The organism is Lelliottia nimipressuralis, from assembly GCF_041464075.1.
GTDB classification, from domain to species: domain Bacteria; phylum Pseudomonadota; class Gammaproteobacteria; order Enterobacterales; family Enterobacteriaceae; genus Enterobacter; species Enterobacter nimipressuralis.
Genome location: NZ_CP167172.1, coordinates 1,379,566 through 1,393,420 on the forward strand (window position 1 = coordinate 1,379,566; position 13,855 = coordinate 1,393,420).

Below are 13,855 nucleotides of genomic sequence, written 5' to 3' on the forward strand. Positions count from 1 at the left end.
CATCTCTGTATTTGATAACCATCACCTTGCTTAAATCTACATATCATTAACATTGATTTTACTATGGCTACTGCATTTAAACACCATTAACATAAAGTCGCGTTTTTGATTTAAATCAATGTTTAATGCTTGGAAAAACACCTCAAAAGGCGCTAAATTGTCGGCGATCAAACTGGCTGAAAATGTGTAAATTCGCTATATATTGATCACCGTCGTAAAACGTAAATCTCCTTCAATAAAAACCTGTTTATTGTAAGGGCTTTGCAGCGTATTATATTCGCGGGATCAATTAGAGTTTTTTCTTAACGTATTTGTAACCTTTCATCATGACTTTTTCCTCTAGTGAAGAAAATAAGTCACGACGAAGGGAACAGATAACTTTGTATTGGGGCATGTGTGTGAACCCGTCTCAGGGATTCACTCTCGGAGTCTTCATGCGATGAGCAAGGAGTCATGATGTTAGATATAGTCGAACTGTCGCGCTTACAGTTTGCCTTGACCGCGATGTACCACTTCCTTTTTGTGCCACTGACGCTCGGTATGGCGTTCCTGCTGGCCATCATGGAGACGGTCTACGTCCTTTCCGGCAAACAGATTTATAAAGATATGACCAAGTTCTGGGGCAAGTTGTTTGGTATCAACTTTGCACTGGGCGTGGCGACCGGCCTGACCATGGAGTTCCAGTTCGGGACTAACTGGTCTTACTATTCTCACTATGTTGGGGATATCTTCGGTGCGCCGCTGGCCATTGAAGGTCTGATGGCCTTCTTCCTCGAATCCACCTTTGTAGGTCTGTTCTTCTTCGGTTGGGACCGTCTGGGTAAAGTTCAGCACATGGCAGTGACCTGGCTGGTGGCCTTAGGCTCCAACCTGTCCGCACTGTGGATCCTGGTCGCTAACGGCTGGATGCAGAACCCTATCGCGTCTGATTTCAACTTTGAAACCATGCGTATGGAGATGGTCAGCTTTGCCGAGCTGGTCCTGAACCCGGTTGCTCAGGTGAAATTCGTTCACACTGTGGCCTCGGGTTATGTCTGCGGCGCGATGTTCGTACTCGGCATCAGCTCCTACTATATGCTGCGCGGTCGTGACTTCGCTTTCGCCAAGCGCTCCTTTGCCATCGCGGCAAGCTTCGGTATGGCGGCAATCCTGTCTGTTATCGTGCTGGGTGATGAATCCGGTTACGAAATGGGTGACGTACAGAAAACCAAACTGGCGGCTATCGAAGCCGAATGGGAAACTCAGCCAGCTCCGGCGGCGTTTACCCTGTTTGGTATTCCTGACCAGGATGCGCAGGAAAACCGTTTTGCTATTCAAATTCCTTACGCCCTCGGCATCATCGCCACCCGTTCTGTTGATAAGCAGGTGACGGGCCTGAAAGATCTGATGGTGCAGCACGAAGAGCGTATCCGTAACGGTATGAAAGCGTACGGGCTGCTGGAGCAGCTGCGTTCAGGCTCTACCGATCAGGCTGTTCGCGATCAGTTCAATGACGTGAAGAAAGACCTGGGTTACGGCCTGCTGCTGAAGCGTTATACCCCGAATGTGTCTGATGCGACTGAAGCACAGATTCAGCTGGCAACCAAAGACTCCATTCCACGCGTTGCGCCGCTGTACTTCGCGTTCCGTATCATGGTCGGTTGCGGCATCCTGATGCTTCTGATTATCGCGGCCTCCTTCTGGTCTGTGATTCGTAACCGTATCGGCCAGAAAAAATGGCTGCTGCGTACCGCGATGTACGGTATTCCATTGCCATGGATTGCTATCGAGTCCGGCTGGTTTGTTGCGGAGTATGGCCGTCAGCCATGGGCGATAGGTGAGGTGCTGCCAACGGCAGTGGCTAACTCATCCCTGACTGCGGGAGACCTGATTTTCTCCATGCTGCTGATTTGTGGTCTGTACACCCTGTTCCTGGTGGCCGAACTGTTCCTGATGTTCAAGTTCGCACGCCTTGGCCCGAGCAGCCTGAAAACCGGTCGCTATCACTACGAGCAGTCCAACGTGGCTACTCAGCCGGCACGCTAAGACAGGAGTCGTCAAATGATCGATTATGAAGTATTGCGTTTTATCTGGTGGCTGCTGGTCGGTATCTTACTGATTGGTTTTGCGGTCACGGACGGTTTCGACATGGGCGTGGGCATGCTCACCCGTTTCCTCGGTCGTAATGACACCGAGCGTCGAATCATGATCAACTCCATCGCCCCGCACTGGGACGGTAACCAGGTGTGGCTGATCACCGCGGGTGGCGCACTGTTTGCCGCCTGGCCGATGGTCTACGCGGCTGCGTTCTCCGGCTTCTATGTGGCGATGATTCTGGTGCTGGCATCCTTGTTCTTCCGTCCGGTCGGTTTTGACTACCGCTCGAAGATCGAAGATACCCGCTGGCGCAACATGTGGGACTGGGGCATCTTCATCGGTAGCTTCGTGCCACCGCTGGTGATTGGCGTGGCGTTCGGCAACCTGTTGCAGGGCGTTCCGTTCCACCTCGATGAGTATATGCGTCTGTACTACACCGGTAACTTCTTCCAGCTGCTGAACCCGTTTGGCCTGCTGGCGGGCGTGGTGAGTGTGGCGATGATCATTACTCAGGGTGCCACTTATCTGCAGATGCGTACGGTGGGTGAACTGCACCTGCGTTCCCGTGCCACCGCGCAGGTTGCGGCGCTGGTGACACTGGTCTGCTTCGCGCTGGCAGGTGTTTGGGTCGTATACGGTATTGATGGTTATGTAGTGACGTCTGCTATCAACCATGCTGCGCCGTCTAACCCGCTGACCAAAGAAGTCGCGCGTCAGGCAGGGGCATGGCTGGTGAACTTTAACAGCACTCCTGCGCTGTGGGCTATCCCGGCTCTGGGTGTGTTGCTGCCGCTGCTGACGGTCCTGACCTCTCGTCTTGAGAAAGGCGCCTGGGCATTCGTGTTCTCTTCACTGACGCTGGCGTGCATCATCCTGACTGCGGGCATTGCAATGTTCCCGTTCGTGATGCCATCCAGCACCATGATGAATGCGAGCCTGACCATGTGGGATGCGACGTCAAGCCAGTTGACGCTTAACCTGATGACATATGTTGCTTGCGTGTTCGTACCGATTATCCTGCTCTACACCACCTGGTGTTACTGGAAAATGTTCGGTCGTATCACGAAAGAAGACATCGAAAGCAACACTCATTCCCTGTACTAAGTAAGGAGCTGAATATGTGGTATTTCGCATGGATTTTGGGGACGCTTCTTGCCTGTGCATTTGGTGTCATTACCGCGCTGGCGCTTGAGCATATTGAAGCGACCAAAACCGGTGAAGAAAAGCACTGATGATGAATGTTATCGCAAAGCTATATGCGGTAATGGACAAGCGCCCGTTACGGGCGCTTTCCTTAGTGATGGCATTACTGCTGGCAGGCTGTATCTTCTGGGACCCGTCGCGCTTTGCGGCGAAGACGAGCGAACTGGAAATCTGGCATGGTTTCTTGATCATGTGGGCAGTTTGCGCGGGCGTTATTCACGGTGTGGGCTTTCGCCCGAAAGCCGTTCACTGGCAAGGCATTTTCTGCCCGCTGGTCGCTGATATTGTGCTTCTCGCCGGACTTGTTTTTTTCTTTAGCTGAATAAGAACTGTCCGTTAATCTTATGGGCTTACTCGAGCCCATAAAAATTTACTCTCCGTTTACTTTCCCCCATTCCAAACCATCATTCCCGCGCGTATAGTAGCGAAGTTTAAAAGCTCTAACTTTTGTTGCATTACCAGGATGTAAAGTGAATACAACGCTGTTTCGATGGCCGGTTAGGGTCTACTACGAAGATACCGATGCCGGGGGTGTGGTCTACCACGCCAGCTACGTTGCTTTTTATGAACGGGCACGCACTGAGATGCTGCGCCATCATCACTTCAGTCAGCAGGTTTTGTTGGCTGAGCGAGTTGCCTTCGTGGTACGCAAGATGACGCTGGAGTATTTTGCACCCGCCAGACTCGACGATATGCTCGAAGTCCAAACGGAAATAACATCAATGCGCGGGACCTCACTGGTTTTCACGCAGCGGATCGTCAACGCAGAGAACACAGTACTGAACGAAGCAGAAGTCCTGATTGTTTGTGTTGATCCACTCATCATGAAGCCTCGTGCGCTTCCTAAGTCTATTGTCGCGGAGTTTAAGCAGTGACTGACATGAATATCCTTGATTTGTTCCTGAAGGCTAGCCTTCTGGTTAAACTTATCATGTTGATTTTGATTGGTTTTTCAATCGCATCCTGGGCAATCATTATCCAGAGAACCCGTATTCTTAACGCTGCTGGCCGTGAAGCCGAAGCCTTTGAAGATAAATTCTGGTCTGGTATTGAGCTTTCTCGTTTGTATCAGGAAAGCCAGGGGCGCCGTGATAACCTTTCAGGCTCCGAACAAATTTTCTATAGCGGTTTCAAAGAGTTCGCTCGCCTGCATCGCGCAAATAATCATGCGCCTGAAGCGGTCGTTGAAGGGGCATCGCGTGCCATGCGCATCTCGATGAACCGTGAGCTGGAATCACTTGAAACACACATCCCGTTCCTTGGCACGGTGGGTTCCATCAGCCCGTATATCGGTCTGTTTGGTACCGTGTGGGGGATCATGCATGCCTTCATCGCACTGGGTGCGGTTAAACAGGCTACGCTGCAAATGGTTGCACCGGGCATCGCAGAAGCACTGATCGCGACCGCAATCGGTCTGTTCGCCGCAATTCCGGCAGTTATGGCGTATAACCGACTGAACCAGCGAGTGAACAAACTGGAACTGAACTACGACAACTTCATGGAAGAGTTCACTGCGATTCTGCACCGTCAGGCGTTTACCAGCACCGAGAGTAACAAGGGGTAAACCATGGCCAGAGCGCGTGGACGAAATCGTCGCGAACTTAAGTCCGAAATCAATATTGTACCGTTGCTGGACGTATTGTTGGTGCTGCTGCTGATCTTTATGGCGACAGCGCCAATCATCACCCAGAGCGTGGAAGTTGATCTGCCGGATGCGACAGAATCACAGGCGGTAAGCAGCAATGATGAACCACCGGTTATCATTGAAGTTTCCGGCGTGGGGCAATATAGCGTTGTGGTAGAGAAAGATCGCATGGATCAGCTGCCGCCTGAGCAGGTTATTGCTGAAGCGCAGCGTCGCCTGACGTCGAATCCGAAAACGGTCTTCTTAATCGGTGGCGCCAAAGATGTGCCTTACGATGAAATAATTAAAGCGCTGAACTTGCTACATAGCGCGGGTGTTAAGTCGGTAGGCTTGATGACGCAACCGATTTAATCCTCTGCACAGTTTTTGGGAACCGATAGTGTCAAAGGCAACCGAACAAAACGACAAGCTTAAGCGAGCGATTATTATCTCCGCGGTGCTGCATGTGATTCTCTTTGCAGCGCTGATCTGGAGTTCGTTCGATGAGCATATTGACGCGTCAGCCGGCGGCGGTGGAGGCTCTTCCATCGACGCCGTCATGGTGGACCCAGGCGCGGTAGTGCAAAACTATAATCGTCAGCAACAGCAGCAGGCGAGTGCAAAACGGGCAGAAGAGCAGCGTGACAAACAGGCGCAACAGCAGGCCGAGGAGCTGCGTGAAAAGCAGGCCGCGGAGCAGGAGCGTCTGAAGCAGCTCGAGAAAGAACGTTTGCAGGCGCAAGAAGCGGCGAAGGAGCAGGCAGAACAGCAGAAGCAGGCTGAAGCTGCGGCCCAGAAAGCACAAGAGCAGCAAAAGCAGGCAGAAGAAGCGGCAGCTAAATCCGCTGCGGATGCCAAAGCAAAAGCAGACGCTCAGGCAAAACAAGCTGCTGACGCAGCGAAGAAAGCCGCTGCTGATGCTCAAAAAGTCGCAGAAGCGGAAGCCGCGAAGAAAGCTGCCGCCGACGCACAGAAAAAAGCGGAAGCAGAAGCCGCCAAGAAAGCTGCTGCCGACGCACAGAAGAAAGCAGAAGCGGAAGCCGCGAAGAAAGCAGCCCAGGAAGCGGAGAAGAAAGCCGCTGCTGATGCTGCGAAGAAAGCGGCTGCAGCAGAGAAGGCCGCTGCTGAAAAAGCCGCCGCTGCTGAGAAGGCTGCGGCCGACAAAAAAGCCGCTGCCGCTGAAAAAGCTGCTGCAGATAAGAAAGCCGCTGCCGATAAAGCAGCAGCCGCTAAAGCCGCCGCAGCCAAAAAAGCGGCAGCAGAGAAAGCGTCGGCATCTGATGTTGACGACCTTTTCGGTGACCTGAGTTCAGGTAAGAATGCGCCGAAATCGGGCGGTGGGGCGAAAGGAAACGGCCAGCCAGCTAAAGACAGCGGAACGAGTGGGGCGAATGGTGGTGCATCGGGTGCGGACATCAGTGCTTACGCCTCGCAAATCCGTACTGCTATTCAGAGCCGTTTATACGGCGCTGATCTGTACGCCGGTAAATCTTGCGTCTTGCATATCAAGCTTGCGCCAGATGGACTGCTACTGGACGTAACCCAGGAAGGGGGCGATCCAGCGTTATGTCAGGCTGCTTTGACGGCTGCCAAAACGGCCAAAATTCCTAAACCGCCTTCACAGGCTGTTTATGAGAAGGTAAAAGATGCCAAACTGGACTTCAAACTGTGATGTTTTCCCGCTCAATGTGGGAAATACAGGCTAAGGTTTGATGCTGGGGACGGGTAGTTTTGTCTATTTGAGTTTGTTAACATTCTGCTAAATTATCGTGGGTAACGTTACCCAGATAAGGGAGATATAATGAAGCAGGCATTACGTGTAGCAGTAAGTTTCTTTATGCTGTGGGCAGCCGTGCTGCACGCAGAGGTACGCATCGAGATCACCCAAGGGGTGGACTCTGCGCGTCCAATTGGCGTTGTTCCGTTCCAGTGGGCCGGCCCTGGCGCTGCCCCTGAAGACGTTGGCGGCATTGTGGCGGCTGACTTGCGTAACAGCGGCAAATTCAATCCCTTAGATCGTTCTCGCCTGCCACAGCAGCCGGGTACCGCTCAGGAAGTTCAACCGGCAGCCTGGTCTGCGCTCGGTATTGATGCCGTGGTAGTGGGTCAAGTGACTCCGAATCCGGACGGTGGTTACACAGTGGCTTACCAGCTGGTTGATACTGGCGGCGCTCCAGGTACTGTTCTTGCGCAGAACTCGTATAAAGTGAACAAGCAGTGGCTTCGCTACGCGGGTCACACTGCGAGTGATGAAGTGTTCGAGAAGCTGACCGGTATTAAAGGTGCCTTCCGTACCCGTATCGCCTATGTGGTTCAGACCAACGGCGGCCAGTTCCCGTATGAACTGCGCGTCTCTGACTACGACGGCTACAACCAGTTCACAGTGCACCGTTCACCACAGCCGCTGATGTCTCCGGCCTGGTCTCCGGACGGTTCTAAACTTGCTTACGTGACCTTCGAAAGCGGTCGCTCTGCGCTGGTGATTCAGACTCTGTCCAACGGCGCTGTGCGTCAGGTTGCTTCGTTCCCGCGTCACAACGGTGCGCCAGCGTTCTCACCTGATGGGACTAAACTGGCATTTGCTCTGTCTAAAACAGGCAGCCTGAACCTTTACGTGATGGATATCGGCTCCGGCCAGATTCGCCAGGTCACGGATGGTCGCAGCAACAACACTGAACCAACCTGGTTCCCGGACAGCCAGAACCTGGCGTTCACATCTGACCAGGCCGGTCGTCCTCAGGTGTACAAAGTCAATGTAAATGGCGGTGCACCGCAGCGCATCACCTGGGAAGGTTCACAGAACCAGGATTCTGATGTAAGTAGTGACGGTAAATTTATGGTAATGGTCAGCTCTGCTGGTGGCCAGCAGCACATTGCCAAACAAGATCTGGTAACGGGTGGCGTGCAAGTTCTGTCGTCAACGTTCCTGGATGAAACGCCGAGTCTGGCACCTAACGGCACGATGGTAATCTACAGCTCTTCTCAGGGGATGGGATCTGTGCTGAATCTGGTTTCTACAGATGGGCGTTTCAAAGCGCGTATTCCGGCAACTGATGGACAGGTAAAATCACCTGCCTGGTCGCCGTATCTGTAAATAATAATTAATTGATTACTAAAGGAATCATAGAAATGCAACTGAACAAAGTGCTGAAGGGGCTGATGATCGCTCTGCCTGTAATGGCAATCGCGGCGTGTTCTTCCAACAAGAATGCAAGCAACGACCAGAGCGGCGAAGGCATGATGGGTGCCGGCACTGGTATGGACGCTAACGGTAACGGGAATATGTCTTCTGAAGAGCAAGCGCGTCTTCAGATGCAGCAGCTGCAGCAGAACAACATTGTTTACTTCGATCTGGACAAGTATGACATCCGTTCTGACTTCGCTGCGATGCTGGATGCGCACGCAAACTTCCTGCGTAGCAACCCATCTTACAAAGTCACCGTAGAAGGTCATGCTGACGAACGTGGTACTCCTGAGTACAACATCTCCCTGGGTGAGCGTCGTGCGAACGCCGTTAAGATGTACCTGCAGGGTAAAGGCGTTTCTGCTGACCAGATCTCCATCGTTTCTTACGGTAAAGAAAAACCTGCAGTACTGGGTCATGACGAAGCGGCTTACTCCAAAAACCGTCGTGCCGTACTGGTTTACTAAGAGAATTGCATGAGCAGTAACTTCAGACATCAACTCTTGAGTCTGTCGTTACTGGTTGGAATAGCGGCCCCCTGGGCCGCTTTTGCTCAGGCACCAATCAGTAGTGTCGGCTCCGGCTCGGTCGAAGACCGCGTCACTCAACTCGAGCGTATTTCTAACGCTCACAGTCAGCTTTTAACCCAACTCCAGCAGCAGCTCTCTGATAACCAAAACGATATTGATTCTCTCCGTGGTCAGATCCAGGAAAGTCAGTATCAGTTGAATCAGGTTGTCGAGCGTCAGAAGCAGATCCTGTTGCAGATCGACGGCATGAGTAACGGCGGCGCTGCAGCGCAACCCGCGGCAGGCGATCAGACCGGGGCGGCGGCAGCTACTCCGGCACCGGCCGCAGATGCGTCAGCTTCGACAGGCGCGCCTGTACAGAGCGGTGACGCAAATACTGACTACAACGCAGCTATTGCCCTGGTGCAGGATAAATCGCGTCAGGACGATGCCATTGCGGCGTTTCAGAACTTCGTGAAAAAGTACCCTGACTCAACTTATCAGCCAAATGCGAATTATTGGCTTGGTCAGTTGAACTACAACAAGGGTAAAAAGGATGATGCGGCGTTTTATTTTGCCTCTGTGGTAAAAAACTACCCAAAATCGCCTAAAGCCCCTGATGCCATGTTTAAGGTCGGCGTCATCATGCAGGATAAAGGCGACAGCGCGAAAGCGAAGGCCGTTTATCAGCAGGTGGTCGCGAAGTACCCTGGCACCGAAGGTGCGAAACAAGCGCAAAAACGTCTTGGATCGATGGGTTGAGTGTCGCATGACCAGAAATCGCGTTATTTCTGGTCGTGCCGCCTGATTCGTAAGCAGTTAAGTGATCTTCGTCGAAATTTTTGTTGCGCTGAATTCTTAAATCAGTAATATATGCCGCCGTTGCCAAGGGATATCGAACAGCCCGAAAGCCGCGAAAAAAGTGGGTCGTTAGCTCAGTTGGTAGAGCAGTTGACTTTTAATCAATTGGTCGCAGGTTCGAATCCTGCACGACCCACCACTTAAGATTTTCCTGTAGTACCCAGTAGTACGGCGTTGGGTGATTAGCTCAGTTGGTAGAGCACCTCCTTTACACGGAGGGGGTCGGCGGTTCGAGCCCGTCATCACCCACCATCGGGTCGTTAGCTCAGTTGGTAGAGCAGTTGACTTTTAATCAATTGGTCGCAGGTTCGAATCCTGCACGACCCACCAATACTACAAAATTCAGGCAACACCCGAATGGGTCGTTAGCTCAGTTGGTAGAGCAGTTGACTTTTAATCAATTGGTCGCAGGTTCGAATCCTGCACGACCCACCAGCCTGAATAAAAATTTGCAAGTCCCGAAAGGGGTCGTTAGCTCAGTTGGTAGAGCAGTTGACTTTTAATCAATTGGTCGCAGGTTCGAATCCTGCACGACCCACCAGTGTAGAAAGGCGCCCTAAAGGCGCCTTTTTGCTATGCGCGATTCGGCAGGATGAGAACCTGCTGCAGGTTCGAGTCGAACGCAGTGAGACACCGGAGCCGCCTGCGGCGACGGCCTGAAGGGCGAGCGAAACGAGTCATCCTGCACGACCCACCAGTGTAGAAAGGCGCCCTAAAGGCGCCTTTCTGCTATCCAAATATTGTGACTTTTTTCCCTCAACGCGCTATCTTGTTTAGTATACAAAACACAATTGTCGTATCTTTCGTTCATAACGCAAAAGAGAGACATTATTGTTAAGCCAGTAAAACGAGAAGCAATGATGAGCGTGATGTTTGATCCTGAAGCCGCAATCTATCCTTTCCCGCCTAAGCCCGTGCCTTTAAACCGGGACGAAAAACAGTTCTATCGTGAAAAAATAAAGCGCCTGCTGAAGGAGCGAGATGCGGTAATGGTCGCTCATTACTACACCGATCCCGAAATCCAGCAGCTGGCCGAAGAGACAGGCGGTTGTATCTCCGATTCTCTTGAGATGGCCCGCTTTGGTGCGAAACATCCGGCCTCGACGCTGCTGGTGGCTGGCGTTCGCTTTATGGGCGAGACGGCAAAGATCCTCAGCCCGGAAAAAACCATTCTGATGCCCACGCTCAATGCGGAGTGTTCTCTGGATTTAGGCTGTCCGATCGACGAATTCAGCGCGTTTTGCGATGCCCATCCTGACAGAACCGTCGTTGTTTACGCCAACACCTCAGCCGCTGTCAAAGCGCGTGCAGACTGGGTGGTCACCTCCAGTATCGCCGTTGAACTCATTGAGCATCTGGATAGCCTCGGGCAGAAGATCATCTGGGCGCCGGACAAACATCTGGGCAACTACGTGCAGAAGCAAACCGGCGCGGATGTGTTGTGCTGGCAGGGTGCGTGTATTGTGCACGACGAATTTAAAACCCAGGCGCTGGCACGCATGAAAGCCCTCTATCCTGACGCCGCGATCCTTGTCCACCCGGAGTCACCTCAGTCGGTAGTCGATATGGCTGATGCGGTGGGGTCCACCAGCCAGCTGATCAACGCCGCGAAAACGCTGCCGCAGCAGAAGCTGATCGTCGCCACCGATCGCGGTATCTTTTATAAGATGCAGCAGGCGGTTCCGGACAAAGAGCTGTTCGAAGCCCCAACAGCCGGAGAGGGGGCCACGTGCCGCAGCTGCGCGCATTGCCCGTGGATGGCGATGAATGGCCTTAAGGCGATTGCTGAAGGGCTGGAGTCGGGCGGGGCGGCACATGAGATCCATGTGGACGCTGCGTTGCGTAAGGGGGCGTTAATTCCTCTTAACCGTATGCTCGATTTTGCGGCTACACTACGCTCCTGAGATGAGATAACGCGTATCAGTACGCTCTGGGGAAAAGATGGATTTTTTTAGCACGCAGAATATCCTGGTTCATATACCAATCGGGGCGGGCGGCTACGACCTGTCATGGATTGAAGCCATTGGCACCCTGGCGGGGCTGCTCTGCATTTGGCTCGCAAGTCTGGAGAAGATCAGCAACTACGCCTTCGGCCTGATTAACGTCACGCTGTTCGCGATTATCTTTTTCCAGATCCAGCTCTATGCCAGCCTGCTGTTGCAGCTCTTTTTCTTCGCCGCGAATATCTACGGCTGGTACGCATGGTCCCGGCAAAATAGCGCTCAGGAAGCGGAGCTACAGATTCGCTGGCTACCTCTGCCAAAAGCCATTGCCTGGCTCGCGGCCTGTGTCGTCGCCATTGGCCTGATGACGGTCTACATCAACCCGGTATTTGGTTTCCTGACGCGCGTGGCAGTGTCGGTGATGTCCAGCCTGGGATTAAACGTCACCATGCCTGAACTGCAGCCCGATGCGTTCCCGTTTTGGGATTCCTGCATGATGGTGCTGTCGATCGCGGCGATGATTCTGATGACGCGTAAGTACGTCGAGAACTGGCTGCTGTGGGTCATTATTAACGTAATAAGCGTGGTGATCTTCGCGTTGCAGGGCGTCTACGCCATGTCGCTGGAATACCTGCTCCTCACCTTCATTGCCCTTAACGGCAGCCGGATGTGGATTAACAGCGCGCGTCAGCGTGGCTCCCGCGCGCTGTCCAGTTAATGGTGGTGATGGTGTGAATGGTCGGGCTGCGTCTCATTGAGATGGCAGTCCGGCCCGCTACAGGTCTGATACTCCATCTGAATAGTGGCGTGCGAAATCTCGTAGTGGTGCTCCAGGAAGTGCTGAATGCGGCCCAGAAGTGCGTCGTGGTCGTGCGGAGGGATCACCTGGACATGCAGGGTCATCACCGGTTTCTCGCCCACCAGCCAGACATGCACATGATGAACATCGCGCACTTCCGGAATATCCCGGCACAGCTTGCGCTTCAGCGCCGAAATATCCAGCGAAACGGGCGCACCCTCCAGCAGTTCGTTCACACTCTCGCGTAACAATCCCCATGCACTGCGCAGCACCAGGCAGGAGACCAGCACCGACAAGATGGGGTCGATCGGTGTCCAGCCCGTGGAGATAATCACCAGTGCCGCCACAATCGCCCCGACCGAGCCCAGCAGATCGCCCAGCACGTGTAACGCGGCCGCGCGGACGTTGAGGTTTTTCTCTGCGCTACCGCGATGCAAAATCCAGAAGGCGAGGACATTGGCCAGCAGCCCGGCCACGGCAATCACCATCATCGTCGTTCCGGCGACAGGCTGCGGGTCGCGGAAACGCTGGAACGCCTCCCAGACAATCAAAATCGTTATCACCACCAGTGCAATGGCATTGACGAAAGCGGCGAGGGTCGTGAGACGAAGCCAGCCGAAGGTGTGGCGCGCGTTAGGTGGACGGCGGGAAAACTGCACGGCGATCAGCGCAAACAGCAGCGCTGCGGCATCCGTGAGCATATGGCCCGCATCCGCCAGTAATGCCAGAGAGCCAGAAATCAGCCCACCGATAACCTCGATAACCATAAACGTGGCTGTGACGCCGAAAGCCAGCATCAGACGTTTAGCGTTTTCGTCCCCTGGAGAGTGTGAATGCGAATGCGTGTGCGCCATGAACTCTGTCCTGATGAGTAATCATTCTGAGTGTAGATTTTTTAACATTTTGCACAAAAAAGAAAGGAGAGCCTTCGCTCTCCTTCATTTATCCGATCCGACTCGTATTACTGCGTTGTGCCATCGGTTTTGGTATCAACATCGTTGTTGATCCCGTTGCCGGTTTCAACTTTCTTGTTGATGTCCGGACATTTCCCGTCTTTACACATCGAGTTTTTGTGAATTTCGTCCTTGGTCATCCCGTCATGGTTCATGGTGCCCGAGTCGGTCCCGTTCGGGTGCAGCATGGTACCGCCGCTGGTTCCGCTGCCCGTGTTGATATTACTGTTATCAACATTGTTTGGCGCCACGTTCTGTTTGGCGTCCGGCGCGACCTGGCCTGCTGCAGCCGCAGCGTTCGCCTGGCCATTATTATCGGAACCCGTAGAATCTGCTGCAAGCGCTGCGCCGCTCGCCATGGTCAGGGTTGCTGTCAGGAAAAGGGTTGCCAGTTTAGTCATTTTCATCATGCTGCTCCTGTTCTGGTCGTTATTTGCTGGATAACTTCTTCCAACAGTGCATCCGCGAAATCAATCGCTGAGTGGTCAAAGATTCCATTATCTGAACTTATGTCAGGATGGAATCACGTTTAAATGCATAAACAGAGTGGTTACATTTAAAAAGTTTAGGGCAGATCTCGTTATTCGCTACTTTGTCGCGTTTTATAGGGTAATTCCAGGAATTATCCGTGCGAAGTGTAAAAGCCCGTTTACACTTCCAGGCTGACAAGTTAGATTGAAAGGATTGCATTCATTACTAAAAA

The 13,855-nt window shown here is 52.9% G+C and carries 15 protein-coding genes, 5 tRNA genes and 1 other RNA gene; 19 read left to right on the plus strand and 2 right to left on the minus strand.

The window, feature by feature from the left end; genetic code table 11:
• Positions 1-456 precede the first annotated feature (456 nt).
• The 19 genes from cydA to pnuC all read left to right on the plus strand — a co-directional run bounded on the left by cydA (position 457) and on the right by pnuC (position 12,118).
• Positions 457-2,025: a cytochrome ubiquinol oxidase subunit I gene (cydA, locus tag ACB496_RS06390; RefSeq protein ID WP_100777169.1), complete on the plus strand. Its 1,569-nt coding sequence runs from the start codon at positions 457-459 to the stop codon at positions 2,023-2,025.
• A gap of 15 nt (positions 2,026-2,040) precedes the next feature.
• Positions 2,041-3,180, plus strand: a complete 1,140-nt coding sequence (gene cydB, locus ACB496_RS06395; protein ID WP_107704020.1) for a cytochrome d ubiquinol oxidase subunit II — start codon at positions 2,041-2,043, stop codon at positions 3,178-3,180.
• Positions 3,181-3,194: 14 nt separating this feature from the next.
• Positions 3,195-3,308 (plus strand): cytochrome bd-I oxidase subunit CydX, encoded by a 114-nt coding sequence (cydX, locus tag ACB496_RS06400; RefSeq protein ID WP_095281280.1) that lies wholly within the window; start codon positions 3,195-3,197, stop codon positions 3,306-3,308.
• 2 nt (positions 3,309-3,310) lie between these two features.
• Positions 3,311-3,601 (plus strand): cyd operon protein YbgE, encoded by a 291-nt coding sequence (gene ybgE / locus ACB496_RS06405; RefSeq protein ID WP_100780748.1) that lies wholly within the window; start codon positions 3,311-3,313, stop codon positions 3,599-3,601.
• A gap of 148 nt (positions 3,602-3,749) precedes the next feature.
• The gene (gene ybgC, locus ACB496_RS06410; protein WP_032617092.1) at positions 3,750-4,154 is read left to right on the plus strand and encodes a tol-pal system-associated acyl-CoA thioesterase; all 405 of its coding nucleotides are present in this window, start codon (positions 3,750-3,752) and stop codon (positions 4,152-4,154) included.
• A complete protein-coding gene (gene tolQ / locus ACB496_RS06415; RefSeq protein ID WP_100777167.1) occupies positions 4,151-4,843 on the plus strand; it encodes a Tol-Pal system protein TolQ in 693 nt (230 codons plus the stop codon). Before ybgC ends, tolQ begins: the two co-directional genes overlap by 4 nt.
• A 3-nt stretch (positions 4,844-4,846) precedes the next feature.
• Positions 4,847-5,275: a colicin uptake protein TolR gene (gene tolR / locus ACB496_RS06420; RefSeq protein WP_100777166.1), complete on the plus strand. Its 429-nt coding sequence runs from the start codon at positions 4,847-4,849 to the stop codon at positions 5,273-5,275.
• A gap of 28 nt (positions 5,276-5,303) precedes the next feature.
• Positions 5,304-6,575: a cell envelope integrity protein TolA gene (gene tolA, locus ACB496_RS06425; protein WP_102105252.1), complete on the plus strand. Its 1,272-nt coding sequence runs from the start codon at positions 5,304-5,306 to the stop codon at positions 6,573-6,575.
• 129 nt (positions 6,576-6,704) lie between these two features.
• On the plus strand, positions 6,705-7,997 hold the full coding sequence (tolB, locus tag ACB496_RS06430; protein WP_102105251.1) for a Tol-Pal system beta propeller repeat protein TolB: 1,293 nt from the start codon (positions 6,705-6,707) through the stop codon (positions 7,995-7,997).
• Positions 7,998-8,032: 35 nt separating this feature from the next.
• A complete protein-coding gene (gene pal, locus ACB496_RS06435) occupies positions 8,033-8,554 on the plus strand; it encodes a peptidoglycan-associated lipoprotein Pal (protein WP_003858578.1) in 522 nt (173 codons plus the stop codon).
• Between the two features lie 9 nt (positions 8,555-8,563).
• Complete coding sequence (gene cpoB / locus ACB496_RS06440; RefSeq protein WP_371974688.1) at positions 8,564-9,358, plus strand: cell division protein CpoB; 795 nt, start codon at positions 8,564-8,566, stop codon at positions 9,356-9,358.
• Between the two features lie 162 nt (positions 9,359-9,520).
• Positions 9,521-9,596: transfer RNA gene (locus ACB496_RS06445), tRNA-Lys, on the plus strand.
• 37 nt (positions 9,597-9,633) lie between these two features.
• Positions 9,634-9,709 (plus strand) — tRNA-Val (locus ACB496_RS06450).
• Positions 9,710-9,711: 2 nt separating this feature from the next.
• Positions 9,712-9,787: transfer RNA gene (locus tag ACB496_RS06455), tRNA-Lys, on the plus strand.
• 29 nt (positions 9,788-9,816) lie between these two features.
• Positions 9,817-9,892 (plus strand) — tRNA-Lys (locus ACB496_RS06460).
• A 30-nt stretch (positions 9,893-9,922) separates the two neighbouring features.
• Positions 9,923-9,998, plus strand: a tRNA-Lys gene (locus ACB496_RS06465).
• Between the two features lie 31 nt (positions 9,999-10,029).
• Positions 10,030-10,154: non-coding RNA, RtT sRNA (locus ACB496_RS06470), on the plus strand.
• 163 nt (positions 10,155-10,317) lie between these two features.
• Positions 10,318-11,361, plus strand: coding sequence for a quinolinate synthase NadA (gene nadA, locus ACB496_RS06475; RefSeq protein ID WP_371975213.1), 1,044 nt, complete (start codon positions 10,318-10,320; stop codon positions 11,359-11,361).
• Positions 11,362-11,398: 37 nt separating this feature from the next.
• Positions 11,399-12,118, plus strand: coding sequence for a nicotinamide riboside transporter PnuC (gene pnuC / locus ACB496_RS06480; protein ID WP_100777161.1), 720 nt, complete (start codon positions 11,399-11,401; stop codon positions 12,116-12,118).
• On the opposite strand, the gene zitB is transcribed toward pnuC, so the two are convergent.
• Positions 12,115-13,053 (minus strand): CDF family zinc transporter ZitB, encoded by a 939-nt coding sequence (zitB, locus tag ACB496_RS06485; protein ID WP_102105247.1) that lies wholly within the window; start codon positions 13,051-13,053, stop codon positions 12,115-12,117. The genes pnuC and zitB overlap by 4 nt on opposite strands.
• A 107-nt stretch (positions 13,054-13,160) precedes the next feature.
• Positions 13,161-13,559, minus strand: a complete 399-nt coding sequence (locus ACB496_RS06490; RefSeq protein WP_100777159.1) for a YbgS-like family protein — start codon at positions 13,557-13,559, stop codon at positions 13,161-13,163.
• Between the last annotated feature and the right edge of the window lie 296 nt (positions 13,560-13,855).